The organism is Pseudacidovorax sp. 1753 (assembly GCF_040544975.1).
GTDB lineage: Bacteria > Pseudomonadota > Gammaproteobacteria > Burkholderiales > Burkholderiaceae_C > Xenophilus.
Genome location: NZ_JBEPKY010000004.1, coordinates 209088 through 233669, shown reverse-complemented (window position 1 = coordinate 233669; position 24582 = coordinate 209088). Strand labels below are relative to the sequence as shown.

The window sequence follows — 24582 nt, the reverse complement described above, 5'->3', positions numbered from 1 at the left end:
CGATGAGCGCCACCCTGCCCGCCGCCGAGCTGCCGACCGAGGCCGCCGCATTGCCGCCCCCGGGCTGGCGGCGCCTGCGCTCGATGTGGCGCCGCTGGTTCCTGTGGGTGCTGATGGCGCTGCTGGTGATGGGCCTGCTCATCACGGTGGTCTGGCTGGCGGGGCGCCACGAGATCGAGCAGGTGCAGCAGCGGCTGGAGCGCGACACCGCCGACGCCACGTCCGAGCTGCGCTCCGCGCTCGCGCGCAACCTGCAGAGCCTGCAGGCCACCGATGCCGACCCGCAGCGCTTTTCCAACGAAGCGGCGCAGCTGCTGCGCGGGCACCGCGAGTGGCTGCGCATCGAGCGGCGCGACGCCTCGCTGGTGCTGCAGACGGCCGAGGACACGCCCTACCGGCCGCATCCGCTGGACCTGCAGCAGCGCCCGTCCAGCCTGCCGGAGCTGGTTCAGGCCTGCACCGCGGCCGAGCGCCAGCGCGGTGGCGCCTATGCGCCGTCCCACTACCTGCCGCTGCCCGGCGGCGGCGGCATCGAGGTGCTGGAGGTCTGCCTGCCCTCGCGCCACGGCGGCTACCTGATCGCCCTCTATTCGCTGCGCGGCGTGCTCTCCGAGATGCTGGACGCGAGCATGACCCGCGGCCAGGAGGTCTCGCTGCTGGAGCTGGACGGCACGCGCCTGGCCAGCATCGGCACCGCCCGGCGCGCCGGCAACCGCGTGTTCACGGCGCAGCAGGCGCTGGAGCTGCCCGGCCTCACGCTGATGCTGCGCGTGGACGGCTGGCGCAGCGCGCCGGACCTCTTCCCCAACCTGCTCACCGGCCTGGTCACGGCCATGTCCATCGCGCTGGTGTCGGTGCTGGTGCTGCTGGCGCGCGACACGCGCAGGCGGCTGCGCGTGGAACACGACCTGTCGAACACCCTCGCCTTCCGCAAGGCGATGGAGGACTCGGTGCTCACCGGCCTGCGCGCCCGCGATCTGGACGGCCGCGTCACCTACGTCAATGCCGCCTTCTGCGACATGGTGGGCTTCACCGCCGAAGAGCTGCTGGGCCGCGCGGACGAGATGCCCTACTGGCCGCCCGAACTGGCCGCGGAATACCGCAACCGCCAGCACATGCGCCAGGCCAGCGGCGGCACGGCGCGCGAAGGCTACGAGTCGGTGTTCCGCCGCAAGGACGGCAGTCGCTTCCCGGTGCTGATCTTCGAGACGCCGCTGATCGACGACCGGCGGGTGCAGACCGGCTGGATGAGCGCCATCGTCGACCTGAGCGAGCAGCGCCGCATCGAGGAGATGTCGCGCGCCAGCCAGGAGCGGCTGCAGGCCACCGCCCGCCTGGCCACGGTGGGCGAGATGGCCTCGCTGCTGAGCCACGAGCTCAACCAGCCGCTGGCCGCCATCGCCAGCTATGCGACCGGGTCGATCAATCTGCTCGAAAGTCCGCCGCTGCCCGGCCAGGAGGCCGAGGACCGCCATCAGCTGGCGCTGGCCATGCGCCGCATCGCCGAGCAGGCCGAGCGCGCCGGCCGCGTGATCCGCAGCGTGCACGACTTCGTGCGTCGCCGCGAGCGTGCGCGCGAGCCGGTGACGCCGCTGCAGCTGTTCGAAGCCGTGATGCCGCTGGTGCAGCTGCAGGCCCGCAAGCTGGACGTGCGTGTCGAACTGAAGGTGCCCGCCAATCTGCCGCCGGTGTTGTGCGACCGCTCGCTGGTCGAGCAGGTGCTGCTCAACCTCGCCCGCAACGGCATGCAGGCCATGGACCGGCCCGAGCTGCGGCGCCGCGTGCTCACGCTCGGCGCAGAACTTGCGGACGGCGGTGCCGGCGACACCCGCCGCTGGATCGCCTTCAGCGTGGCCGACGAGGGTTGCGGCATCGACGCCGAAGTGCAGGAACGCCTGTTCACCCCCTTCTTCACCACCCGCCGCGACGGCATGGGCCTCGGCCTGAGCCTGTGCCGCACGGTGGTCGAGCAGCACGGCGGCGCCCTCGGACACGCGCCCAACCGCCCGCGCGGCACCGTCTTCCGCTTCACGCTGCCGACGGGCCGCGGCGAGGCGGCGCCCCTTTCCTTCTGACCCCCATGCAACCCCTCATCGACGCCCTCATCTTCATCGTCGACGACGACGCGAGCGTGCGCGAGGCCCTGGCCTGGCTGCTGCGCTCGCGCCGCCTGGCCAGCGAGCATTTCGCCAGTGCCGACGCCTTCACCGCCCGGCTGGAGGAGAGCACCGCCTTCCGCAACCAGCCCCGCTGCCTGCTGCTGGACGTGCGTATGCCCGGCACCAGCGGCCTGGCGCTGTTCGACCGTCTGGCCGGCGCTGGCCAGCTGAACGAGATGCCCGTGATCTTCCTCACCGGCCATGCCGACGTGCCCACGGCGGTCGACGCCGTCAAGCGCGGCGCCTTCGACTTCTGCGAGAAGCCCTTCTCGGACAACGCCCTGGTGGACCGCGTGGAGGAGGCGCTGCGCCTGTCGCAGGCCGCCATCGACGTGCGGCAGGCGCGTCAGCGCATCCAGCAGCGGCTGGAGGAGCTGACAGAGCGCGAGCGCGAGGTATTGCGCCGTGTGGTGCGCGGACTGCCCAACAAGCTGATCGCCGACGAGCTGTCGATCAGCGTGCGCACGGTGGAAGTGCACCGCGCGCGCGTGTTCGACAAGATGGAAGTGAAGTCGGCCGTCGAGCTGGCCAACCTGCTGCGCGGCGCGGACGCCTGAGTGCGCCGCGCCCGGCCGGACGCGACAACGCCGCGGCCAGTCCCGAGGGACCGGTCCACGGCGTTTGGTCGTCCGCCGCCGCCCACGGAGAAGGCAGGCGGCGCTGTGGATCAACCGCGGTTGGGGGCGCGCTCGCCGACGTAGATCTCGACGCGGCGGTTCTGCGCGCGGCCGGCGTCGGTGGCGTTGCTGGCCACGGGCTCGCGCGAGCCGCGGCCGTCGATCTGGATGGCCCGCGCCGGCACGCCGCGCGAAGTCAGGTAGTCCCGGGTGGCGGCGGCGCGCTGCACCGACAGCGGGTCGTTGATGGCATCGGTGCCCGTGTTGTCGGTGTGGCCGATGATGCGCACTTCGGCGTTCGGGTTGTTGCGCAGGCCGGTGGCGAACTGGTCCAGCACGCCCGCCAGGGTCGGGCGGATATTGGCGCGGCCGGTGTCGAAGCCGGCGTCGCTCGGGATGGCCAGCTTCAGCTCGTTGTTGGCGGTCTGGGACACGGCGATGCCGGTGCCCTGGGTGGCCTGCTCCATCTGGCGCTTCTGGTTCTCCATGCGCTGCGACCACAGGTAGCCGCCCAGGGCGCCCACGCCGGCCCCGATGGCCGCGCCGGTGGCGGCCGTGCGGCTGTTGCCGGTGGCGGCGCCGATGGCCGCGCCGCCCAGCGCGCCGATGCCGGCGCCCATGCCGGTGGTACGTTGGGTGTCGCTCATGTTGGCGCAGCCGGTCAGGGCCACGGCCAGGGTGGCGGCACTGAGGACGAGCTTGCCGGAAAGTCTTTGCATGGTTGTTTCTCCTTGAATGGCACCCGCCTGACCATGGCCGGGACGTCCGTCCACCCGGCGGGTTGGCGCCATTATGGGAGGCACCCGGCATGGCGGCGAGGCATCGGAAGCAGCGGGTCCTGCCCCCTCAATATGCGGATCTTTCTTTGTCGGCAAGACTTGATTGCTATCAAAAATGAACCGCCCGACCCTTTGGCGCCCGGCAGGTCGCATGCCCTTCCCACAGAGCGCTGGCCGCCTGTCCGACAGGGTTCAGGGCTTCTGCTCGGGGTCCTCGTCCGGGGGCAGTTCACCCCCGCGACGACCGTGGAACATGGTCCACCACACAATCAGCACCAATACCGCCAATGCGGCGAATGCCTCCAGCAGAATCAAATACATGCGTCCCAATGCTCCACAAGTTTCTCGGCTGTTCACCCTGGAGGGCGGCATTGCCACCGCGCCCGAGCCCATGCCCTCGCGCAGCGGCACGGCCCTGCGCCGGTACGGCCGCGGGCGCTGGCGCAGCCTGGCGGCCCTGGCCGCGGCGGCCATCGTAGCGGTGCTGGCCGGCTGCGCCTCGGCGCCGGTGCCGACCGCGCGCACGGTGGCGCCCACCGCGCCACCACCCCAGCCGCCGCTGGCACCGCTCACGGGGCCGCTCACCCATCCCAAGAGCCGCTGGGTCCCCGTCGATTGGTCCGAATTGCCCGGCGTGCAGGACGACGCCATGCACGAGGCCTGGATCGTGCTCATGGCCAACTGCCAGCGTCCCAACGCCGTGATCTCGCCGCTGTGCCAGGAGCTGCGCCGGCTGTCGATCGGCACCCCCGAGGAGCAGCGCGCCTTCCTGATGGAGCGGCTGCAGCCCTACCGCGTGGAGGCGGCCGATGGCCAGTCGCAGGGCATGCTCACCAGCTACTACGAGCCCGTCTTCGAGGCCAGCCGCACGCCCTCTTCGACCTATGCCGTGCCGCTCTACCAGACGCCGGCCGGCTGGGCGCCGCGCCGGCCCTGGTACACCCGCCAGCAGATCGACACCCTGCCCGAGGCCCAGGCGGCGCTGCGCGGGCGCGAGATCGCCTGGCTGTCCGACCCGGTCGATGCACTGATGCTGCACATCCAGGGCTCCGGCCGGCTGCAGGTCACCGAGCCCGACGGCAGCCGCCGCACGGTGCGCCTGGCCTTCGCCGGCACCAACGAGCAGCCCTACCGCAGCGTGCAGCAGTGGCTGGCCAGCCAGGGCGTGTCGCCCATCGGCCGCTGGCCGGAGGACGTGAAGGACTGGGCGCGCCAGAACCCCCAGCGCGTGCAGCAGATGCTGTGGAGCAATCCGCGCTACGTGTTCTTCCGCGAGGAGCCGCTGACCGAGCTGGATGCCGCCTTCGGCCCGCGCGGTGCCCAGGGCGTGCCGCTGACGGCGGGGCGTTCCATCGCGGTGGACCGCGAGTCCATCCCCTACGGCACGCCGGTGTGGCTGGCCACCAGCGGCCCGGTGGCGCAGATGTCGCGGCTGGTGGTGGCGCAGGACACGGGCAGCGCCATCCTGGGTGCCGTGCGCGCCGACTTCTTCGCCGGCACCGGCGCCGAGGCCGGCCGCTTCGCGGCGCGCATGAAGCAGCCGCTGCGGCTGTGGGCGCTGTGGCCGCGCGGGGTGGATCCCTCGGGCGCCGGATTCTGAGGAGCCCCGGCCGGCCTGGCGCCTATCGCAAAAAACTGCCACCAGGCTGACCATTTCACGCCGCTGTCATCGAGCGGCGCCATCGTCACGGCTTTCGGCCAGCGCCCGACCTCCGCGGCGGCCCGGCCTTGTTCTCCCCCGTTAGAGAGTCCGACGATGACGACCCACGACAGCACCCTTTCCGTCCCCACGCGCCGCAAGGCGCTGAAGCTCTTCGGCACCGCGCCGCTGCTGCCGCTGGGCGGCGCCGCCCTGCTGACCGCCTGCGGCGGCGGCAGCGACGGCAACTTCAACTTCGCGGGCGTGACGCCCAGCCCGGCGCCCGCCCCTGCGCCCGTTCCGGCACCCGCCGCGCAGTACGTGTCCACCGAGTTCAGCAGCATGCCCGCGCCATCGCTCGTCAAGCCAGCCGAGATGGCCACCACGACGACCAGCTCGGTCATGAAGGTCGCGTTCAACGACGGCAGCAGCGTCAGCTACAACCTGGCCTACCAGCCCTACTTCATCAGCGGGCAGATGGTGCCGGACGGCAAGGGCGGCACCGTCCTGGCCGGCGGCTACTACGACATCAACAACAAGCCGATCATCGACAGCTCGGTGGCCGGCAAGGAGCGCCAGTTCTTCTCGGACTGCGCCGATGGCAGCTCGCTGCTGACGGTGCCGGGCGCCAAGGTGAGCGGCGTCAAGGGCAATGCGGTGTTCGCCGTGGTGCAGTTCGAGTACACCAGCCTGGCGCAGGATCGCAAGACCGACATGTATGGCAAGCTGCCCTCGCCCATCGCCGTGCTCACGCTCGATCAGGACCCGAAGACGGGCAAGCTGTCGCTGGTCAAGTACCACAACGTCGACACCTCGGCCGCGCATGGCCTGTGGATCACCTGCGGCGCCAGCCTGTCGCCCTGGGGCACCCATCTGTCGAGCGAGGAGTACGAGCCGGACGCCTTCACCATCGCCTCCAACACGATGTTCCAGGCCTACAGCAAGAACGTGTTCGGCGATGCGACCAAGGCCAACCCGTACCACTACGGCCATCTGCCCGAGATCACCGTCAATGCCGACGGCACCGGCAGCTGCAAGAAGCATTACTGCCTGGGCCGCATCTCGCACGAGCTGATCCACGTCATGCCCGACGAGCGCACCGCGCTGATGGGCGACGACGCCACCAACGGCGGCCTGTTCATGTTCGTGGCCGACAAGGCCCGTGATCTGTCGGCTGGCACGCTGTACGTGGCGCGCTACGACGAGGTGCTGACGGACACCAGCACCGCCAGGCTCACGTGGATCAACCTCGGCCATGCCACGAGCGCGGAGATCGAGGCGCTGGCCAACGCCCTGGTGCCCACGGACATCATGGACGTGCAGACCGCCGATCCGGCCGACGCGACGTACACCCGGATCATGTACAGCGGCAAGGCCAACTGGATCAAGGTCAAGACCAACAAGGACAAGGCCGCCGCCTTCCTGGAAACCCACCGCTATGCCGCCCTCAAGGGCGGCAGCATGGCCTTCACCAAGATGGAAGGCACGACGGTGAACGTCAAGGACAAGGTGGCCTACTCGGCGCTTGCCAATGTGCAGAGCTCGATGGTCAACGGCAACAGCGCCTGGATGAGCAGCGCCAACGTGACCTTCCCCAAGGTGCTGAACTGCGGCGTGGTGCTGGAGCACAAGCTGGGCGGCGGCGCCAAGGATTCCTCCGGCGCGGCCATCGACAGCGAATGGGTGGCGGTGAGCTCGCGCGTGCTGCTCACGGGCGAGGACCTGAGCACCCCCGACAGCTTGGGCAACACGACCAACCCGGACAAGATCTCCAGCGCGGACAACCTGAAGTTCTCCGAGAAGATGCGCACGCTCTTCATCGGTGAAGACAGCGGCCACCACGTCAACAACTTCCTGTGGGCGTACAACGTGGACACGAAGAAGCTGTCGCGCATCCTCTCGACGCCGGCCGGCGCCGAATCCACCGGCCTGCATGCGGTGGACGAGATCAATGGCTGGACCTACATCATGAGCAACTTCCAGCACCCGGGCGACTGGGGAAGCATCCACAACGTCGTCAAGGGCACGCTGGAGCCGCTGATCCGCTCGAACTACGGCGACGGTTGCGCGGTCGGCTACCTCACCGCAGACCCCGTCCAGTACCGACTGGTCAAGGGCTGAGCGCGCAGGGCGGCCCGGCGCGATGCCGCCCGGCCGCCTCGAAGGCGCGTCCGTCGTGGCCTGACGGGCGCGCCCTTCCTCAGGTGACCTTGGAGATGACCCGCGCCACGCGGGCCACGCCGCCGGTGCCGCTGGCGGCGCGTGCCACCAGGGCACCGCCGGCCGCCGCCTTGACCAGCCGGCCCAGGATCGAGCGGCTCCGGCCCGAGGACAGCAGCAGGGCCACCCCCAGGCCCAGCACCACCAGGTGCTCGCCCGGCAGGTCGGGGCGTCGGGCATCGAAGGCCTTCATCGCGTCGAGCCAGGATTGCTGGCCGTCGGTGCGGGCGGGCTCGACGGGCGAGTCGGGCGTCTGGGGGAAACCGGGCTGGGTCATGGCAGGCATCGGAAATAGGCAGAGAAGCGACGCTTGTAGACCGCCGGGCGGCCCCCGCCTGTAGGTGCACGCCCGCTGCCGATGCCCCATGCTGGCGCATTCCGGCGCCAAAGCCCGCCCGTGCCGGCGCCTGCTGTCAAGGGGAGCAGTCCCCAGACTGCGCCCGATTCTTGCTGAGCACAATGGCCCGGCCGCCGTTGCGGCCCGCAAGGCCGGGTCGATCCGGGCCGCGCACCGTCCACCGTTGTTGAAGAAGTCCATGTCCTTCCGGCTCTCCCGTCTTCTTTCCGCCGCCGTCACCGCCGGCGCCTGCGTCCTGTCTGCGGGCCCTGCCTCCGCCGCGCCGCTGCCGGACATCCTCATGGCGCCGCAGGGCACCGAATACATGTGCGGTGGCGTGGGTCGCGAACAGCAGGCCTTCATGGAGATGGTCTCGCCGCGCTGGGGCGCCACCCTCGAGTTCGCGGTCTCGCGCGGCCAGCGCGGCCAGTTCGACGAGCCCGTGAAGGTGCGCGTGGTCAACAAGTACAACGGCGAACAGGTGCTCGATGCGGTGGCCCATGGCCCCTACATGCTGGCGCGGCTGGCTCCCGGCACCTACGACGTGCAGGCGACGCTCGGGCCGTTGACGCTCACGCAGACGCTCAACGTGGCGCTGGGCGCTCCGGGACGGACGCTGTTCCTGTGGCCGTCCAACTTCGACATCGCCGCCGCCACGCATCCGCCGCAGGCCCTGGCCCAAGGTCCGCAGGCCGACCACTGACAAGGTGTGAACGGCCCCGACATGCCCGCTCGTCCACGCCGGATTCATTCACACCTTGTGAGCGCGGGGCGTCCGGGGTCGCCCGCCGGTTGGCTCACACGCCGGCGGTAATTTCTTACCTTTAGCGCTTTTTATTACCCGCTTCTGCAAGGACAGCGGGTTTCCCCACGTGCGCATTTTGCTGCGGCGCAGCAAAATGGCGCCCGCCTGCCATGCCTCTCGCTCCCCTCGCCTTTCTGACCACGCTGCTGCACGTCTTCCTGGCCGTGCGGCTGCTGCCTGCCCTGGCGCAGGCGACCGGCGCCTGGCCGGTCTTTGCGCTGCTGCTGCTGCTGTCGGCCGTGACCATGCCGCTGCCCTTCCTTCGCCGACTGCCCCTGCCCGACGTGCTGCGCGCCCCGGTGCGCTGGGTCGGCCTGCTGGCCATGGGCTGGTTCTCCTCGGTGTTCGTGCTGGCGGTGCTGCGCGACATCGGGCTGCTCTCGGCCTGGGCCGTCACGCGGCTCGCCGATCTGTCCATGGACCGCGCCTCGTGGGAACAGGGCAGCGCCCTGGCCGTCATGGCACTGGCCACGGCCGATTCGCTGGTGGGCTTGTTCTTTGCCCGGCGCACGCCGCCGGTGCGCCGCGTGGAGGTGCCCATCGCCGGGCTGCCCGCGCGCCTGGCCGGCTTCACCATCGCCCAGTTGAGCGACCTGCATGTGGGCCCGACCATCCGCGCCGCCTACATCGCCCGGATCGTGGAGGAGGTGAACCGGCTCGGCGCCGACATGGTGGCCATCACCGGCGACCTGGTCGACGGCTCGGTGGACGAGCTGCGCGCGCATGTGGCACCGCTCGCACGGCTGCGGGCGCGCCACGGCACCTTCGTGGTGACCGGCAACCACGAGTACTACGCCGGCGCCCATGCCTGGATCGACGAACTGCGCCGCCTGGGCCTGAAGGTGCTGCTGAACGAGCATGTCGTACTGCAGACGCGCAGCGTGCACGGCGCGCAGACCGACGAGGAGATCCTCGACAGCGCGTTGCTGGTGGCCGGCGTGACCGACTACACCGCCGGCCACTTCGACGCCGCGCATGAAAGCGATCCCCAGGAGGCGCTGCGCGATGCGCCTCCGATGGTGGCGACGCGCATCCTGCTCGCCCACCAGCCCCGCAGCGCGCCTGCGGCGGCCGAGGCCGGGTTCCAGCTCCAGCTGTCGGGCCACACGCATGGCGGACAGTTCTTTCCCTGGAACCTGTTCGTGCCGCTGCAGCAGCCCTTCACGGCAGGCCTGCACCGACTGCAGGACATGTGGGTCTACGTGAGCCGGGGCACCGGCTACTGGGGACCGCCCAAGCGCCTGGGCGCCCCCTCCGAAATCACGCTCGTCACGCTGCGGCGCGCGGACGATTGAAGGCCGGATCCTCTCCGCGCAGATAGCGCCCGGCGAGGGCGAGGTCGTCCAGCCAAGCGCGCCAGGCCGTCTCCCGGTCGGCGGGGTCGCCCCGCAGCAGCGCCGAAGGATGCAGCGTGACGAGCACCGGCAGATCGTCCGGTCCGGTGAGCCACTGCCCGCGCTCGCTCATCACCGGCACGGCGCGCCCCACCAGCGCACGGGCGGCGGTGGCGCCCAGGGCCACGAAGGCCTGGGGACGCACCAGCGCGATCTCCCGCTCCAGCCACTGCTGGCAGGCCAGCACTTCGCGCTGGCCCGGGCTCTTGTGGATGCGGCGGGTGCCGCGCAGCTCGAACTTGAAATGCTTCACCGCATTGGTGAGGAAGAGCGCCTCGCGCGGCCAGCCCAGCTCCTCCAGTGCACGGTCCAGCAGGCGACCGGCCGGACCAACGAAGGGATGACCCGCCAGGTCCTCCTGGTCGCCGGGCTGTTCGCCCACCAGCATCAGCGGCGGGCGCAGCGCGCCCTCGCCGAACACGACCTGCGTGGCGTGCTCGCCGAGCGGGCAGTCGCGGCAGCGATCTGCAGCCTTGGCGAGGGAGGTGAGCGTCAGCGCGGGGTCCTGGGCCGTGTCCACCGGCGGCAGCGGGGCGCGGGCGGGAATGCGGCGACGCGGCTCGGCCGGCACGGTCTGCACCATCCGGCCCGTGCGCTCAGCCGCCTGCGCCGCCAGGGGCGCGATGAGTTGCGCCTCGGGCAGGTTCGCCCAGTACTTGCGCGGCATCTCCCGCGCCATCATCGACAGCTTGAGCCGGGCGGGATTGAAGATGTGGGCGTAGTAGGTGAGCCACAGCGCCTCGCCCTCATCCGGCCCTGGGGCCTGGGCCCGCGAGGCGCCGGGGCCGAACTCCAGTTCGCCGGGCAGGGCCTCGTCACCCGCCAGGGGCGGCGTGTCCTTGGGCGCCGGCGTCCAGCGGACGGAGCACTCGGGCGTCAGGATGGCCCAGTGCATCTGCGTGAAGCGCCGCACGAAGAAGGGCGCCACCGCTTCGACGATGTGGTGCTCCGGCTCGAACCACGCCACGGAGAGCGCCGGCTCGCCTTCGGGCTGGCCGACGGGACGGAAGCGCACGAAGGCCTTCATCTTGTGCATGTCGCGCCGCACGGACTGGAGCATCTGCCGCGCGCGCAGGCGATCGGGGTCCAGCGGGTCCTGCCGCAGTCCGCGCTCGTGCACCAGCCGCCACAGCAGGCGGTAGAGCAGCGCGAAGCGTTGCGGGTCCTGATGCAGCACCACCTTCTCACACAGCGTGATGAAGGCGGGTGGCACCACCAGCCTCCCGGGCCGCGACGCACTGAGCGGACGATGCGCCGCCGCAGGGGCGAGAGGCGCAGGCGCGGCCTCGGCCTGCCACAGCTGCGGCGCGGGGTGGCCCGGCGTCTGCCACACCACCTCGTCGGGCGGGACCAAGGACGCCAGCAGCGTGCGTGCCTCACGACGGAAGCCCGGCCAATCGATCTCGCTTTCCAGGGTGATGACACGGGGACTCATGGCATGCAAGGTAGGGAGGCGGAAGCGCCCGTTCTGTAGGCAGGTGACCCGCGGCGCACAGGTCGGATTCATGCACCCGGGTCAGCGGGGGACTGCAGCGCGTGCGCGGACCTGCACGCTGCGCCCGAACGTGGCGCCCGCCGCCCTGACGCGCCACGCCGGATGCTCAGAACAGGCGGGCCTGGACGGGCGCCGCGGGCGCGGCGAGCGTGGCGCGCAAGGCGGGCGACTCCAGCGCCCGTGCGGGACGATGGCCATCGAGCTGCACGAAGGGCATCACGCGCGCCACGGGCACGCGCAGGCGGCGCAGGTCCTCGGCCCGCAGGCGCCGGTGGCGCCGCGCCGCCAACAGCTGCTGCACGGCCCGCACACCGAGGCCGGGCACGCGCAGCAGCAGCTCGCGCGGGGCGGTGTTGAGGTCGATGGGAAAGCGCTCGCGGTGCGCGAGCGCCCAGGCCAGCTTGGGGTCGACGTCCAGCGCCAGCATGCCCTGCTGCGAGGCCGGCACGATCTCGTGGTGCTCGAAGCCATAGAAGCGCATGAGCCAGTCGGCCTGGTAGAGGCGGTGCTCGCGCATCAGCGGGGGCGCTGCGGGCGGGAGGCGGCTGGCCGCATCGGGGATGGGGCTGAAAGCCGAGTAGTACACGCGCCGCAGCCGATAGGCGCCGTAGAGGTTGGCGCTGGTGTCGAGGATGGCCACGTCGGTGGCCGTATCGGCGCCGACGATCATCTGCGTGCTCTGGCCGGCGGGCGCGAAGCGCGGCGCCTTGCCGCGGCGCGGGCCGGTGACGGGCAGGGAGACGGCCTTGGCCGCGGCCACCGCGTCGTCGCCGGCCTGGCCCTTGGCCTCGCCGATGTGCACCGCCATGCGGGCCATCGAACGGCGGATGGCCGTGGCGTCCTTTTCCGGCGCGAGGGCCTCGAGGCCGGCGGGCGTGGGCAGCTCGACGTTGATGCTCAGCCGGTCGGCATAGCGCCCGGCGCGGGCCAGCAGCACCGGATCGGCATCGGGGATGGTCTTGAGGTGGATGTAGCCGCGGAAATCGTGCGCCTCGCGCAGGATGCGCGCCACCTCGACCAGCTGCTCCATGGTGTAGTCGGGGCTGCGGATGATGCCGCTGGACAGGAACAGGCCCTCGATGCAATTGCGGGCGTAGAAGTCGAGCGTGAGTTGCACCACCTCGTCCACCGAGAAGCGGGCCCGAGGCACGTTGCTGCTCACGCGGTTGATGCAGTAGAGGCAGTCGTACTGGCAGAAGTTGGTGAGCAGGATCTTCAGCAGCGAGATGCAGCGTCCATCGGGCGCATAGCTGTGGCAGATGCCCATGCCCTCGGTCGAGCCCATGCCGCGTCCGCCGCGCGAGTCACGCTTGTCCGTGCCGGAGGAGGCACAGGAGGCGTCGTACTTGGCCGCGTCGGCGAGGATGGCGAGTTTGCGCTGGAGGTCCACTGGATGAATATACAGCTCTCGGCGCCGCAGTGCGAAGGCCCCGCGCGGGGTCAGGTCTTGCGCCGGTGGCGCGCCCGCCATTCGGTGGCGCCGTAGAGCACCACGGCCATCACGAGCGGCAGCAGGTAGTACACCGCCCGATAGGCGAGCAGCGCACCCAGCAAAGGGGCCTGCGGCACCTGGTGCGACAGCAGCGCGACGAAGACCGCCTCCAGCACGCCCAGCCCCGCGGGCACATGGGTGATGACGCCAGCCACGGCCGCGACCAGCAGCACGGCCAGCACCTGCGGATAGTCGACACGCCCCTGCAGCAACAGCCAGACGATGGCGCCCATCAATGACCAGTTGGCCGCGGACAGCAGCAGCTGGAGCGCACCCATGCGCAGCGAGGGCACTTCCAGCGCATGGCCGCGCACCGTCATCGAGCGCCCGCCCGCGAAGGCGCACAGCAGCAGGTAGACGAGGGCCACGGCCGCCAGCACGACGCCGAGCACGCGAAGCCCACCACTGTCGATGCGCCACTCCGGCGGCAGGGCGAGCGGCGACAGCGCGAAGGCGGCGCCCGCCACCAGCAGGTAGCCGATCCAGTTGGTGAGCATCGAGAAGCCCAGCACCCGCGTGATGTCCGAGGCGCGCAGCCCGAGCCGCGAATAAAGCCGATAGCGGAAGGCCACGCCGCCCACCAGCGAGCCGAAGTTCAGGTTGAAGGCGTAACTGATGAAGGCCACGCCCATGACGGTGGGCGCGCGCAGGCCATGGCCGCTAAGGTGACGGCCGAGCAGGTCGAAGGTGGTGTAGAGCGCAAAGCTGAAGGCCGCAAGGGCCGCCGCGGCGGCCACCAGGGCGAGCGGCAGCGCTTGCAATGCGTCCAGCACCTCGTCCCATTCGATGGTGCGGGCCTGCCGCACGATCAGCCATCCGACCCCCAGCAGGAAGGCCCACAGCGCGCCGCGCTTGAGCCAGGGCCACCAGCGTCGCTCGGACGCCGCCGGCCGGGCTGGCGCGCGGGCAGAGGCGGCCGTCGGCATGGCCGTCAGACGGCGTCGGCCGGCTGCGCGCCCAGGGGCGCGGCCGCAGCCGGCGGCACCGCCGGCTTGAGCTGCGGCGCATGGCGCGGCAGCCAGCTGGTGAGCGAGGGATACCAGCGCAGGAAGTGAAAGACGAAGAAGCTGCGCACCAGGCGCCAGCCGCTCCACTCCTCGGCCAGGTCTTCGGGCGCGATCTGCTTGCAGCTGTGGCGCATCAGGTGCTCCAGCCGCTCGGACAGCACGCGGTTGAAGCCCTCGCCGCGCAGCACCACGTTGGCCTCGAGGTTGAGCGAGAGCGACAGCGGATCGAGGTTGCTCGATCCCACGGTGCTCCATTCGTCGTCCACCAGCGCGACCTTGCCGTGCAGCGGGCGCTCGCAGTATTCGTAGATGCGCACACCGGCATGCAGCAGGTGGTGGTAGAGCATGCTCGCCGCCTTCTTCACGATGGGCATGTCGGGCTCGCCCTGCAGGATCAGCCGCACATCCACGCCCCGCCGCGCCGCCTGCCGCAAGGCCTTGATGAAGCGGTAGCCCGGAAAGAAATAGGCATTGGCGATCACCACGCGCCGACGCGCCTTGCGGATCGCCTCCAGGTAATGGCGCTCGATGTCCGTCGTGTGATGGCGGTTGTCGCGCGTGACCAGCAGGGCCTGCATGCCCTGCGACGCCTGCGGCCCGCGCAGCCGGGTGGCCGTGGGCGGTGCGTCATGGTGGGCGGGCGACTGCTGCAGCGCCTGCACCCGCTTCATGCGCCGCCGGTACCAGCGCGGCTTGCGTGCCCCCAGCGCGATCTCGCGCAGCACGAAGCGGTGCAGCTCGCCCACGATGGGGCCACGCAGTTCGACCGAATAGTCCTGCTTGGCCTCGGGGCCGAAGTCGGCCAGGTGGTCGGCGGAGTAGTTGATGCCGCCGATGAAGGCGCGCCAGCCATCGACCACGACGATCTTGCGATGCATGCGGCGGAACACGTTGAGCCGCTTGCCGAAGAAGCGCTCGCCGGGGTCGAACACGCGCACCTTCACGCCGGCCGAGGCCAGCTCGCCGAGGAAGCGCGCCGACAGGTCGGGCGAGCCGAAGCCGTCGATCATGAGGTCGACGCTCACGCCACGGCGGCCCGCCTCGCACAGTGCCTCATGCAGCGCGAGGCCGACCTTGTCCTCGAAGAGGATGAAGGTCTCGATGACCACCTCGCGCTCGGCGCGGCGGATGGCCTCGAAGACACGCGGGAAGAAGGCCTCGCCGTTCTCCAGCAGTTCGACGTCGTTGTCAGCGTGCCATGCGGGCGCGGTCATGAGGGCAGTCGCTCCATGGGCAAGGGATCAGAAATGGATTTCGGCCACCAGCGGCGCGTGGTCCGACAGGTGGGACCAGGGCGTGCGCGGCAGCACCACCGGCGAAGAGACGCCGGCATTGCGCACGTAGATGCGGTCCAGCGGCAGCAGCGGAAAGCGGGCCGGGAAGGTGCGGGCGGGCTTGCCCGTGGCGGTCATGAAGACCTCCTTCAGGCCGGCGCCGTCTTCCAGCACGGCATTGGCGCGGCTGCGCCAGTCGTTGAAGTCACCCGCCACGACCAGGGGCGCATCGGCGGGCACCTCGTCGCGGACGATGTGGCACAGCAGCTCCAGCTGCTGCTGCCGGTGCGCCTCGGCCAGGCCCAGGTGGGCACAGATGGCATGCAGGTCGCCCGCCAGGCCGGGCATGCGGATCACGCAATGCAGAAGGCCGCGCTTCTCCGGCCCCGCCACCGACACGTCATGGTTGCGATGCTGGACGATCGGGAACTTGGACAGCAGCGCATTGCCATGGTGGCCGCGCGGATAGACCGCATTGCGGCCATAGGCGAACTGCGGCCACATGGTGTCCGCGAGGAATTCGTAGTGCGGTGCCTCGGGCCAGTTGTCGACGCGGCGGGCATGCCGCTCGTGCGTGCCCAGCACCTCCTGCAGGAAGACCACGTCGGCACCGACCGTGCGCACGGCCTCGCGCAGTTCCGGCAGGATGAAGCGCCGGTTGAAGGTGGTGAAGCCCTTGTGCGTGTTCACCGTCATCACCTTGAGGCGACGCGCGGGCGCGGGCGCCGCGGCCGGCTCGGGCGGGGGCATGGACAGATCGGATCGGAGCAGTGAGGACACGGGCCGTGTTGTAGGCCGAGGGCCGGAAACGCCCTGTAGGAGCGCGTCCGGTTCCCCACGCCCATTTTTTCGCCAGCCGGTTTCGCTTCGGCAGCGGCCCTTGCGGATGCGGCTCCTACAGGGGCGCGCAGCCGACGCCCACACGGGTGTCGCAATCGGCCCCGCTACGGTGCTTGCACGTCGTCGGGATGGCGACGTCATCCCGCAACTTCATCCAATCGAAGGAGAGACCCATGACCCGCACCACTCGCACCCTGTCCGCACTCGCCGCCGCCGGCCTGATGGCCATCGGCGCCAGCGCCATCGCGCAGACCACGGTGCCCGCGACGCAAGGCCAGGCCAGCACCATGACGCCGGCTGGCGTGCCCAACCCCACGCAGCGCCCCGACGGCACCATGCCCGCCCAGCGCGACAACGTGCGTGCCGAGGCCCGGGCCAACAACCGCATGCCCGACAACACCACGACACCCAGCGGCCAGCCGAGCACCGTGATGAACGGCCAGCCCAATCCGACGCCTCCGGTGAACCAGAACACCCGCGCCGAAGTCCGTGCCGACACCAAGGCCGACATGCAGCGCCGGCCCTATGGCAACACCGGCGAACGTCCCGACGTGCCCACCAACCCCAAGAACATGACCGGCACGCCGAAGTGATCGGCATCGGCGCCGCACCGCGGTGCCGCACGAAAAAAACCCCGGCCGATGGACCGGGGTTTTTTTCATGGGCAGCCGCTCAGCGTGTCAGCCGCGGGGAGCGTCTCCAGGGCGCGGACCGTGGCCGTGCGGATGCTCGCCCCGTGCATGCATGCGCGGCAGCGTCTCGGCATCGAAGGTCTGGCGCTGCTGCGGCGACAGCTGCGCATAGAAGCCGCGGGTCGCATCGGCCACCTTGGCGAAACGGGCCTGGCGTTCCGCCTGGCGGGCCTGCATGCGGTCCAGCCGCTCGGGGGTGCTGAGCTTGGCCAGATCTTCACGCGCCGCCGGGGGACGCGCTGGCGGCGTGAAGGCGCTGGCATAGGCGTCCCAGGCGGGCTGCTGGGCCGGCGTCAGCTGCAGCTTGGCCTTGAGGGCCTCCATGCGCTTGGCATGGTGCTCCTTCATGCGCTCCATGCGCTGCTGCGGGTCCATGGCCTTGCCATGGCGCTGGCCGTGCATGCCGGCCGGCGGCGGGGCGCCCTCTGCCGGGGCCGACGGCGCGGGCTGCGCGGAGGCGGCGAAGGCGGCACAGGCCAGCAGGCCGGCCGCGAGGAGGGAATGACGACGGGATTTCATGGTGCTTCCTTTCCGAAGACCGCCACCGGATCGGCAGCGTGGAGACGACTGTGCGCCCCGCAGGTCAAGACGGCGTTCGCCCTCGGTAAGCGACAGGTGTGTCGAGGTAAAGAAGCGTGAAGCCTGCCGCGTGATCGGGCAGGAATCGAGGAGCCGCAACCCCGCGACCCTCGCGCGGGCGTTGCAGCTGCTTACTTGGGCCGCGGCCTCTTCAGGCGCGCATCGGGCGGGGAAAGGCGACCGGCGCGCAGCATCCCTACGGCCGTCGCCACCGCGCGGGCGGCATTGCGGGCCTCTTCCTGCATGGCCTCGTCGGCGTCCAGTGTCTGGTGGCTGGTCGCGTACGGCTCGTAGTAGCCGATGTAGCGGTCGAGTCTGGCCTGGGTGCCCGCGTCGATGAGGCCCATCCAGTCGAGCCAGTCGCAGAGGTTGCGACGCAGGCTTTCGATGCCCGCCACGTCGCCATGCACCACCACGCCATAGGCCCGACCTTCCAGGTGCTTGGGATAGTCCCAGCCCTGGAGCTCCAGCGCCTTGGCTTGCGCGGCCTTCTTGCCGTGGGTGGACGTGGGATCGGGATTGCCACCATCGGCACAGACCAGCCGGTCGATCATCGCCTTGAGCGGCGTGGGCGCCTGGTACCAGTGGGTGGGCGTGAAGATCATCACGCCGTGTGCCGCCACCCAGCGCTCGTAGATCTCGTTCATCCAGTCGCCCGTCTGCCGCAGCGAATGGTTGGGATAGCAGCTGCAGGGCCAGTGGCACAGCGGCATGGCGGTGGAGGCGCAGCCCTTGCACGGATGGATGTGCCGGCCATAGTCGGAGGTGACCCGGCTCAGGTCCAGCACGTCGCACTGCAGGCCCTGGCCCTCGAGCACCTCGCGCGCCAGCTGCAGAAGGCGCCAGCTCTTGGACATCTCGCCGGGGCAGCTGCCGTCGTTGCGCGGCGAGCCGTTGATCAGCAGCACGCGCGAGCGCGTCTCGGGCCGGCTCCATGCGGCCTGCGCCGCGTCGATGCGCGCACGCGCCTCGATCCAGTCCACGGACAGCGCATAGTCCGGATCGGCATACCCCGGCCCCGCCTCCCGCGTCACCGGCGCCTTGCGCCCGTCTTCGTACGCCTCCCAGGCCACCTGTTCGATGCGGCCGATCGCCTCGGCCTCCGCGCGGAAGGCCGGGTCGTGGAAGACCTGCATGAACTGCACGTGGAAGGCCTCTCGCGAGAGGGTGGGCGGCGCCTGGCCGGTGCGGGGGGCGTGGGGATCGTTCATGCGCGGCAGCGTAGGAGTTGTTCCGGGGCCGCGGCCGGCGCGCGTGCCGCCTTGCGCGGTAAGCCCGCGCCGACAGCCTGGAGAACTGCAAACACGCGTCCGCCCTCCTCCACCTCTGTTGACGCTGCGTCTGCACGAGCCCACGACGCCTTGCGCCATCCGGCCCGCACCGCTGCGGAATCAGCAGGACGGCGGTCCGCGGCCCGCAAGATCATGGGCCGCCGACGGTCCTGCTGCGGCAACCCTGCCCCGCTCGCATGTCGCTCGCGTCCCCCCTGCCCCGCTCCCGTCGCTTCCGGGTCGACGTGGGCACCCTCATCGCGGCCCTGGTGCTGGCGCAGTCGCTCGTGCTCATCGCGCTCGTGGGCTGGGGCGCGCAACGGCTGGTCTCCTCCTTCGGCGAGGGAGCGCAGCGGGCCAGCCACCAGCGGGTCCAGGAGAAGGTCGAGGCCTTCCTGGAGCGGGCCGCCACGGCGGTGGACGCGATGGTGCAGGCGCCCCACCTTGCGCCTGCCGGCAGCAGCGCCGACGACACCGCCGAGCTGCTGTGGGTGCTGCTGCAGCAGGCGCCCGAACTCGACAGCCTGTACGTGGCCGACGCGCGCGGCCGCATGCTGATGGTGCAGCGCTACCCCGACCTCGCCGTGCGCCGCATCGTGCGCGCGCACGACGCCACCACCGAAACCTGGGACTACAAGGTGCGCCCCGACCTTCGGCTGATGCCGGCGCAGCGCTTTGCCACCACGCGCAGGCGCATGCTCACCAGCAGCTACGACCCGCTGGCGGCTCCCTGGTATCGGCAGGCCACGCAGGCGGGGCGCCCGGTGTGGACCGCGCCCTACGAGTTCCAGGTGGCGCACGAGCTGGGCGTGACCTACGCGCGGCCCGATCTGCGCACGCGCGACAACGACGCCCCGGACCAGGTGGCGGCGGGGGACGTGACCCTGGGCCGGCTGTCGGACTTCGTGCGCCAGTTCGCCCGCGCCGGCGAGGGCGACAGCGCGCTGCTCAGCGCCGACCTGCGCGTGCTGGCGCGCAGCGACCGGCCCGGCCGCATCACCCGGCTGGAGTCGCCCGCCGACGGCGTGCTCGCGGCCCTGCGCGAGCCGCTGGCCCGCGCAGGAGCCGCGAGCTTCACGATCACCTACCGCGGCGAGCGCTACCTCGTGCAGAGTTCGGTGATCGTGGCCACCGGCTGGCGGCTGGTCAGCTGGGTGCCCGAGGAGCGCGTGCTGGGCGGCGTGCACCGGGCGGTCGGCGGCGCGATGGCCACCGCGCTGGGCTTACTGGGCGTGGTGCTGCTGCTGTCGCTGCGCCTGGCCCGCCGCGTGACGGCGCCGGTGGAGCGCCTGGCCGAATTCGCGCGCCGGATCGGACGGCTGGAGCTGGACGGCCCGGCACCCGCACAAAGCCGCGTGCTGGAGATCCAGCACCTGGCGCAGGCCCTGGACGACTCCGCCCGCGGGCTGCGCGCCTTCCGGCAGTTCGTGCCCGTGCAGTTGGTGCGGCAGCTCATGGCCGAAGGGTTGCCCCTGGGCGCCAGCGGCCGGCTGCGGCGGGTGACGATCATGTTCACCGACATCGCCGGCTTCACCGGGCTGGCCGAAGGCACCCCCGCGCCGGTGCTGGTGGCGCAGCTCACGGACTACTTCAACCTGACGGCGGCGGTGATCGCGCGCCATGGCGGCACCATCGACAAGTACATCGGCGACGGGATGATGGTGCTGTGGGGTGCCCCCACCGCGCTGCCCGACGCGGAGCTGCGCGCCTGCCGCGCCGCCCTCGACCTGCAGGCCGAGGTGGACGCCCTCAACGACCGTGCACGGGCCGCGGGCCGCGCGCCGCTGCCCACGCGCATCGGCATCCACACCGGGCCGGTGATCGCGGGCGTGCTGGGCTCCAACGACCGGCTGGCCTACACGGCCATCGGCGATGCCGTCAACGTGGCGAGCCGGGTGGAAGAACTCAACACCGCGCTGGGCACGCGGATCCTCATCTCCGAGGCCACCTGGCAAGGCGTGGCCGAGCGCCTGCCCGTGCGGCGCATCGCCACCGAAACCCTGCTGCGCGGCCGGCAGGCGCCCCTGACGGTGTACGAACTGCTCGAGGACCGGGCTGCCACGGGTTGAGGCCGGTCAAGCCGATGCGGCAGGGCGCTGGCCACAATGGACGGCCCGACTTCCGCCGCGAGACCCATGCGCTCCACCGATCCGCTCGACATCGCCATCGTGGGCGCCGGCCCCACCGGACTCGCCCTGGGCATCGCCCTCGCCCGCCAGGGCTACGGCGTGGACGTGCTCGACCATCAGGACGCCGACGCCCTCGCCGCGCCCGCCGACGACGGCCGCGAGATCGCCCTGACCCACGCCAGCGTCGGGCTGCTGCGCGAGCTGGGCATCTGGCCACACCTGCCGGCCGCGGCGATCGGCCGCATCCGCGAAGCCCGGGTGACGGACGGCGGCCCCGCCTCGCCCGCCCTGCGCTTCCACACGGCGGGAACAGGCTGCGAGGCGCTGGGCGCCATCGTTGCCAACCATGCGATCCGACGGGCATGCTTTGCGGCGGCCGCATCGCAGGAGCGCCTGCGGCTGCATCCCGGCCAGCGCGTGCAGCAGGTGCACATCGACGCGGACCATGCCCACATCGCCCGCGAAGGCGGCGCGCCGCTGCGCGCACGGCTGCTGGTGGCGGCCGACAGCCGCTTCTCGGGCCTGCGGCGCCAGCTCGGCGTGGGCGCTGCCTTGCAGGACTTCGGCCGCACCATGGTGGTCTGTCGCGTGGCCCACGAGGCCGCGGACCATGGCGAGGTGGCGCACGAATGCTTTGGTCCGGAGCGCACGCTGGCCATGCTGCCCCTGCCGGGCCGCTTCAGCTCTGCCGTGCTGACGGTGCCGGGCGCGCAGGCCTCTCGGCTGTGCAGCCTGCCGGCCGACGCGTTCGCGCAGGAGATCCAGCGCCAGTTCGGCGACGGGCTGGGCCCGCTGCGCGTGGCCGGCGAACGCAACGCCTATCCGCTTGTGGCGACCTATGCCGAACGCTTTGCGGGCCACCGCTTCGCGCTGGCGGGCGATGCCGCCGTGGGCATGCACCCGGTCACTGCCCATGGCTTCAACCTGGGGCTGCAAGGCGTGCGCAGCCTGTGTGCCGCCCTCTCGCAGCGGCCCCTGTCCGACGACCCGGGCCGGGCGGACCGGCTGCAACGGTACGAGCGGGTGCACCGCCGCGAGACGGCGCCGATCTACCACGGCACCAATGCCGTGGCGCGCCTCTATGCCGGACAGACCGGCCCGCACCGGCTGCTGCGCAGCCTGGTGCTCGAAGCCGCACGCCGGCTGCCGCCGGTGCGCGCCGCCATCACGCGGCAGCTGATCGGAGCCGGTCCCGCACGTTTCTGAGCGACTGAAGAGAGGAAATGTCGAGGGCTTCGCGCCTTCGGCCGCGGGCAACCGCTGCGGGCACGCGTGCCGCGCAAGGCGCGAGGCATTCCCTGCCGCCGGCGCGCACGCCAGCGCCAGCCCGCCTCAGGCGGGCGTCGCCACCGCCTCTTCGGCAGCGGGCGAACAGGCCGTGGAGCCACAGCCCTTCATCGGCTCTGCCGGCAGCGCGTGGGGCCGGCCGACCTCGCCGGTCTCCATGTCGAAGCCCACGCTGCGCAGATGCAGCGCGAGGCCGGCGTCCATGGTCTGCGCGTGGTGCACGAACCAGGCGCCCAGCTGGCGCGCCAGCTCGCGCACCAGGGCGAGATCGCCGCGCTGCCCGGCCGCCAGGCCATCGCGCATGGCGTGCAGCACCACCTTGTGCTGCACGCTGTGGCAGTTGGCGACGGAAAAGCCCGTGGCCTGCATCCATTGGTCCTCGCGCGAGAAATGGGCATCGGTGTGGTCGATCAGCCCGCTCCAGCACGCCAGCAGTTGCTCGTCCGGCGCCTGCTCGACGTCGGCCAGCAGCAACACGAATTCCTCATGGGTGCGGTCCATCACGGGGGCGTCCAGCACCAGGGCTTCGGACCATTGCAGGGTGGCCATCGTCGTCTCTCCACGCAGTTGGTTGGGGGAGATTGCAGGGTAGGCCGGCATGGCAGCCACCGCCTTGACGGGGCGCAAGGCAAGCCAAGCCGCTGTCCACACCCAGCCCCGCGCCGCCTCGCTGCCAAGCGGGCCGACGGACGCTCAGTGCTTCGCTGCGGCGTTGCGCTTGCGCGTGGCCGCGGCCTTCTTTGCCGAGGCGGAACGCTCCGCCGCCGTGCGCGAGGCCGATGCCTGGCCTCCGGCATGGCCGCCCTTGCGCGAGGGTGCATGGTTCGTGGCATGGCCGCGGCCCGAGCCGCTCGACTCGCCGCCCCCGGTCTCCTTGTTCACGGTGGCCCAGGCGCGGCGCTCGGCCTCTCTCTCGGAGACGCCACGCGATTCGTAGCCTTCCTCGATGTGCTCGGCCTGGCGTTTCTGCTTGCCGGTGTAGGCGGACTTGTCGCCACGGGGCATGGTGATCTCCTGTGTTGCAAGAAAGCACATGCTCGCCCCGTGGCCGTCTGCGCCTGTAGGCCGAAGCGAAACGGCCCTGTGCGCGGGTGGCGGGGTACGGCGGGCGCGGCGCCGCCTGCCGGGACGCCGACCTATCATCGGCCGATGCTCGCGAACCTCACGCCCTTCCTCCTCCACTGGGCCATCACCGCCTTCTCGCTCTGGGTGGCCAGCCACATCTTCCGCGGGCTGCAGTTCGACGGCACGGGCTCGCTGGTGGTGTCGGCATTGCTGCTGGGTCTGGCCAATGCCATCGTCAAGCCGCTGCTGATCTTCCTGACGCTGCCGCTCACGCTGCTGACCTTCGGCCTGTTCCTGCTGGTCATCAACGCACTGATGATCCTGCTGGTAGCGGCGCTGGTGAAGGGCTTCAGGGTGTCGGGTTTCTGGACCGCCCTGTTCGCCAGCATCTTCATCTCGCTGCTGAGCATGCTGATCGGCACGCTGGTGGACGGCGGCGACCCGGCCACCCGCATCCAGCTGCCGCAAGGCACGGGCAACTGGCTCTAGCGCCCGCCGCGCCTGCCGCGCCTGCAGCGGGGCACGGTCGTCACACACGTCACGCCCGCCCGCTTTCCGTTCACCAATCTGCAAGCCTGTTAAAGAAGCGACGCGTGTGCGCGCCGCTTTTGACGGTGTTGGGCCGCCGAGTGCGGCTTTCACGACATCAGGCCATGGCGATCGCCGTGCAGCTGCCCAGAATCGACAGAACGATTCACAGGGAGCCGGCAAGGAGACGTCATGAGACGCGCCATTTCGATCTGCGTGGTCGCTGCGATGCTCGCCGCATGCGCGGGCCGACCACAGCCAGACAACACGCCCGTCAGTGCCACCCCGGGCCATCCGCTGCCGCATCCGCGCGTGGAGATCTTCTACAACGCCGAGCCCGAACTGGTGGTGCGCGACTCGGGGGCCATTCCCGCCGTGGGCCTGATCGGGCTGCTGGGCCCCGTGGGTGCGCTGGCGGCGATGGGCGTCGATGCCCTCAGCCGCGGCAACGCGACCCAGCAGGCCGGCGAGCGCAGCCAGCGCTTCACGCAGGCCGTGCGCGGCGAGGGCAGTGACCTCGCCCTCAACCACGAGTACGCGCAGCGCCTGGCCGAGGCGCTGCGTTCGACCGGCCGCGAGGTCAAGCTCACGCCCGCCGCACGCGCCCTGGGCACGGCCGGGGAACTGCACCTGGAGGGGCTGACGCCCACGCCGGGCCATGACGTGCTGCTGTTGCGCATCTCCACCGCCTACTGGGCGCCCGACCTGGGTTCGAGCTTCCGACCCTATGCCCGGGTGGAGTACGCGCTACGCGACGACCAGCTGGCGCCGCTGGCCTGGGATTCGGTGTCGTTCCGGTCGGCCGAGCCCCGCTACTACGCCTACGACACGCTGCTGAAGGAGAACCGCACCGCCTACGACGGCCTGCGCCAGGCGCTGTTCGCGACCCTTCCCGGCGTGATGCGCAAGAACTTCCCCAGCCTCCCGACGCCCGCGCTCCGCACCGCCGGAACACCCTGACCGGCCCCTCGCG

Annotated in this window: 23 protein-coding genes; 11 read left to right on the top strand and 12 right to left on the bottom strand. The window is 71.1% G+C overall.

Annotated elements, in window-relative coordinates:
- The first annotated feature begins 2 nt into the window (after positions 1–2).
- Both ABIC63_RS06875 and ABIC63_RS06870 read left to right on the top strand, forming a co-directional pair.
- Complete coding sequence (locus ABIC63_RS06875) at positions 3–2075, top strand: ATP-binding protein (protein ID WP_502935851.1); 2073 nt, start codon at positions 3–5, stop codon at positions 2073–2075.
- A 5-nt stretch (positions 2076–2080) separates the two neighbouring features.
- Positions 2081–2716, top strand: a complete 636-nt coding sequence (locus ABIC63_RS06870) for a response regulator transcription factor (RefSeq protein ID WP_354319180.1) — start codon at positions 2081–2083, stop codon at positions 2714–2716.
- A gap of 110 nt (positions 2717–2826) precedes the next feature.
- Here ABIC63_RS06870 and ABIC63_RS06865 read toward each other — a convergent pair whose 3' ends face one another.
- Positions 2827–3495 (bottom strand): YiaD family glycine zipper/OmpA-like lipoprotein, encoded by a 669-nt coding sequence (locus tag ABIC63_RS06865; RefSeq protein ID WP_294366055.1) that lies wholly within the window; start codon positions 3493–3495, stop codon positions 2827–2829.
- Positions 3496–3747: 252 nt separating this feature from the next.
- Positions 3748–3876: a hypothetical protein gene (locus tag ABIC63_RS06860; RefSeq protein WP_354319179.1), complete on the bottom strand. Its 129-nt coding sequence runs from the start codon at positions 3874–3876 to the stop codon at positions 3748–3750.
- Between ABIC63_RS06860 and mltA the strand changes: the two genes are divergently transcribed.
- Entirely contained in the window at positions 3875–5155 is a 1281-nt protein-coding gene (gene mltA, locus ABIC63_RS06855; protein WP_354319178.1) for a murein transglycosylase A, read from the top strand. The two genes, ABIC63_RS06860 and mltA, sit on opposite strands and share 2 nt — an antisense overlap.
- 156 nt (positions 5156–5311) lie before the next feature.
- Positions 5312–7315, top strand: a complete 2004-nt coding sequence (locus ABIC63_RS06850; protein WP_354319177.1) for a PhoX family protein — start codon at positions 5312–5314, stop codon at positions 7313–7315.
- A gap of 79 nt (positions 7316–7394) precedes the next feature.
- Here the strand turns inward: ABIC63_RS06850 and ABIC63_RS06845 are convergent, their stop codons facing one another.
- On the bottom strand, positions 7395–7691 hold the full coding sequence (locus ABIC63_RS06845) for a hypothetical protein (RefSeq protein WP_244917632.1): 297 nt from the start codon (positions 7689–7691) through the stop codon (positions 7395–7397).
- A 259-nt stretch (positions 7692–7950) separates the two neighbouring features.
- Here ABIC63_RS06845 and ABIC63_RS06840 point away from each other — a divergent pair, with 259 nt between their 5' ends.
- Positions 7951–8454: a hypothetical protein gene (locus ABIC63_RS06840; RefSeq protein WP_043117100.1), complete on the top strand. Its 504-nt coding sequence runs from the start codon at positions 7951–7953 to the stop codon at positions 8452–8454.
- 212 nt (positions 8455–8666) lie between these two features.
- Entirely contained in the window at positions 8667–9851 is a 1185-nt protein-coding gene (locus ABIC63_RS06835; RefSeq protein WP_354319176.1) for a metallophosphoesterase, read from the top strand.
- On the opposite strand, the gene ABIC63_RS06830 is transcribed toward ABIC63_RS06835, so the two are convergent.
- From ABIC63_RS06830 to ABIC63_RS06810, 5 genes are all read right to left on the bottom strand, one after another.
- On the bottom strand, positions 9826–11385 hold the full coding sequence (locus tag ABIC63_RS06830) for a UdgX family uracil-DNA binding protein (protein WP_354319175.1): 1560 nt from the start codon (positions 11383–11385) through the stop codon (positions 9826–9828). The genes ABIC63_RS06835 and ABIC63_RS06830 overlap by 26 nt on opposite strands.
- Before the next feature lie 166 nt (positions 11386–11551).
- On the bottom strand, positions 11552–12835 hold the full coding sequence (locus tag ABIC63_RS06825) for a putative DNA modification/repair radical SAM protein (protein ID WP_354319174.1): 1284 nt from the start codon (positions 12833–12835) through the stop codon (positions 11552–11554).
- A gap of 50 nt (positions 12836–12885) precedes the next feature.
- Complete coding sequence (locus ABIC63_RS06820) at positions 12886–13863, bottom strand: lysylphosphatidylglycerol synthase domain-containing protein (protein WP_354319173.1); 978 nt, start codon at positions 13861–13863, stop codon at positions 12886–12888.
- A 5-nt stretch (positions 13864–13868) separates the two neighbouring features.
- The gene (clsB, locus tag ABIC63_RS06815; protein ID WP_294366069.1) at positions 13869–15158 is read right to left on the bottom strand and encodes a cardiolipin synthase ClsB; all 1290 of its coding nucleotides are present in this window, start codon (positions 15156–15158) and stop codon (positions 13869–13871) included.
- Positions 15159–15185: 27 nt separating this feature from the next.
- Positions 15186–15968 carry an endonuclease/exonuclease/phosphatase family protein gene (locus tag ABIC63_RS06810; protein ID WP_354319172.1) on the bottom strand — a complete coding sequence of 261 codons (783 nt, stop codon included), beginning with the start codon at positions 15966–15968 and terminating at the stop codon, positions 15186–15188.
- Positions 15969–16231: 263 nt separating this feature from the next.
- Between ABIC63_RS06810 and ABIC63_RS06805 the strand changes: the two genes are divergently transcribed.
- A complete protein-coding gene (locus tag ABIC63_RS06805; RefSeq protein ID WP_017757197.1) occupies positions 16232–16651 on the top strand; it encodes a hypothetical protein in 420 nt (139 codons plus the stop codon).
- Positions 16652–16738: 87 nt separating this feature from the next.
- Here the strand turns inward: ABIC63_RS06805 and ABIC63_RS06800 are convergent, their stop codons facing one another.
- Both ABIC63_RS06800 and ABIC63_RS06795 read right to left on the bottom strand, forming a co-directional pair.
- Entirely contained in the window at positions 16739–17269 is a 531-nt protein-coding gene (locus ABIC63_RS06800; protein ID WP_294366075.1) for a Spy/CpxP family protein refolding chaperone, read from the bottom strand.
- Between the two features lie 191 nt (positions 17270–17460).
- Positions 17461–18540 (bottom strand): flavodoxin family protein, encoded by a 1080-nt coding sequence (locus ABIC63_RS06795; RefSeq protein ID WP_354319171.1) that lies wholly within the window; start codon positions 18538–18540, stop codon positions 17461–17463.
- Between the two features lie 257 nt (positions 18541–18797).
- Here ABIC63_RS06795 and ABIC63_RS06790 point away from each other — a divergent pair, with 257 nt between their 5' ends.
- A complete protein-coding gene (locus tag ABIC63_RS06790) occupies positions 18798–20669 on the top strand; it encodes an adenylate/guanylate cyclase domain-containing protein (RefSeq protein ID WP_354319170.1) in 1872 nt (623 codons plus the stop codon).
- Between the two features lie 66 nt (positions 20670–20735).
- Complete coding sequence (gene ubiM / locus ABIC63_RS06785) at positions 20736–21935, top strand: 5-demethoxyubiquinol-8 5-hydroxylase UbiM (protein WP_354319169.1); 1200 nt, start codon at positions 20736–20738, stop codon at positions 21933–21935.
- Between the two features lie 126 nt (positions 21936–22061).
- Here ubiM and ABIC63_RS06780 read toward each other — a convergent pair whose 3' ends face one another.
- Entirely contained in the window at positions 22062–22565 is a 504-nt protein-coding gene (locus ABIC63_RS06780) for a hemerythrin domain-containing protein (protein WP_294366082.1), read from the bottom strand.
- Positions 22566–22709: 144 nt separating this feature from the next.
- Positions 22710–23021: a plasmid stabilization protein gene (locus tag ABIC63_RS06775; RefSeq protein WP_354319168.1), complete on the bottom strand. Its 312-nt coding sequence runs from the start codon at positions 23019–23021 to the stop codon at positions 22710–22712.
- A 144-nt stretch (positions 23022–23165) separates the two neighbouring features.
- Here ABIC63_RS06775 and ABIC63_RS06770 point away from each other — a divergent pair, with 144 nt between their 5' ends.
- Together ABIC63_RS06770 and ABIC63_RS06765 are read left to right on the top strand one after the other, a co-directional pair.
- Complete coding sequence (locus ABIC63_RS06770) at positions 23166–23570, top strand: phage holin family protein (protein ID WP_114801701.1); 405 nt, start codon at positions 23166–23168, stop codon at positions 23568–23570.
- A gap of 231 nt (positions 23571–23801) precedes the next feature.
- Complete coding sequence (locus ABIC63_RS06765) at positions 23802–24569, top strand: hypothetical protein (RefSeq protein ID WP_354319167.1); 768 nt, start codon at positions 23802–23804, stop codon at positions 24567–24569.
- Positions 24570–24582 lie beyond the last annotated feature (13 nt).

Bases quoted from the DNA above. Each gene is read 5' to 3' on its own strand.
- ABIC63_RS06875 (WP_502935851.1), top strand. From the start codon at position 3: ATGAGCGCCACCCTGCCCGCCGCCGAGCTGCCGACCGAGGCCGCCGCA.
- ABIC63_RS06870 (WP_354319180.1), top strand. From the start codon at position 2,081: ATGCAACCCCTCATCGACGCCCTCATCTTCATCGTCGACGACGACGCG.
- ABIC63_RS06865 (WP_294366055.1), bottom strand. From the start codon at position 3,495: ATGCAAAGACTTTCCGGCAAGCTCGTCCTCAGTGCCGCCACCCTGGCC.
- mltA (WP_354319178.1), top strand. From the start codon at position 3,875: ATGCGTCCCAATGCTCCACAAGTTTCTCGGCTGTTCACCCTGGAGGGC.
- ABIC63_RS06860 (WP_354319179.1), bottom strand. From the start codon at position 3,876: ATGTATTTGATTCTGCTGGAGGCATTCGCCGCATTGGCGGTATTGGTG.
- ABIC63_RS06850 (WP_354319177.1), top strand. From the start codon at position 5,312: ATGACGACCCACGACAGCACCCTTTCCGTCCCCACGCGCCGCAAGGCG.
- ABIC63_RS06845 (WP_244917632.1), bottom strand. From the start codon at position 7,691: ATGACCCAGCCCGGTTTCCCCCAGACGCCCGACTCGCCCGTCGAGCCC.
- ABIC63_RS06840 (WP_043117100.1), top strand. From the start codon at position 7,951: ATGTCCTTCCGGCTCTCCCGTCTTCTTTCCGCCGCCGTCACCGCCGGC.
- ABIC63_RS06835 (WP_354319176.1), top strand. From the start codon at position 8,667: ATGCCTCTCGCTCCCCTCGCCTTTCTGACCACGCTGCTGCACGTCTTC.
- ABIC63_RS06830 (WP_354319175.1), bottom strand. From the start codon at position 11,385: ATGAGTCCCCGTGTCATCACCCTGGAAAGCGAGATCGATTGGCCGGGC.
- ABIC63_RS06820 (WP_354319173.1), bottom strand. From the start codon at position 13,863: ATGCCGACGGCCGCCTCTGCCCGCGCGCCAGCCCGGCCGGCGGCGTCC.
- clsB (WP_294366069.1), bottom strand. From the start codon at position 15,158: ATGACCGCGCCCGCATGGCACGCTGACAACGACGTCGAACTGCTGGAG.
- ABIC63_RS06810 (WP_354319172.1), bottom strand. From the start codon at position 15,968: ATGCCCCCGCCCGAGCCGGCCGCGGCGCCCGCGCCCGCGCGTCGCCTC.
- ABIC63_RS06805 (WP_017757197.1), top strand. From the start codon at position 16,232: ATGACCCGCACCACTCGCACCCTGTCCGCACTCGCCGCCGCCGGCCTG.
- ABIC63_RS06800 (WP_294366075.1), bottom strand. From the start codon at position 17,269: ATGAAATCCCGTCGTCATTCCCTCCTCGCGGCCGGCCTGCTGGCCTGT.
- ABIC63_RS06795 (WP_354319171.1), bottom strand. From the start codon at position 18,540: ATGAACGATCCCCACGCCCCCCGCACCGGCCAGGCGCCGCCCACCCTC.
- ABIC63_RS06790 (WP_354319170.1), top strand. From the start codon at position 18,798: ATGTCGCTCGCGTCCCCCCTGCCCCGCTCCCGTCGCTTCCGGGTCGAC.
- ubiM (WP_354319169.1), top strand. From the start codon at position 20,736: ATGCGCTCCACCGATCCGCTCGACATCGCCATCGTGGGCGCCGGCCCC.
- ABIC63_RS06780 (WP_294366082.1), bottom strand. From the start codon at position 22,565: ATGGCCACCCTGCAATGGTCCGAAGCCCTGGTGCTGGACGCCCCCGTG.
- ABIC63_RS06775 (WP_354319168.1), bottom strand. From the start codon at position 23,021: ATGCCCCGTGGCGACAAGTCCGCCTACACCGGCAAGCAGAAACGCCAG.
- ABIC63_RS06770 (WP_114801701.1), top strand. From the start codon at position 23,166: ATGCTCGCGAACCTCACGCCCTTCCTCCTCCACTGGGCCATCACCGCC.
- ABIC63_RS06765 (WP_354319167.1), top strand. From the start codon at position 23,802: ATGAGACGCGCCATTTCGATCTGCGTGGTCGCTGCGATGCTCGCCGCA.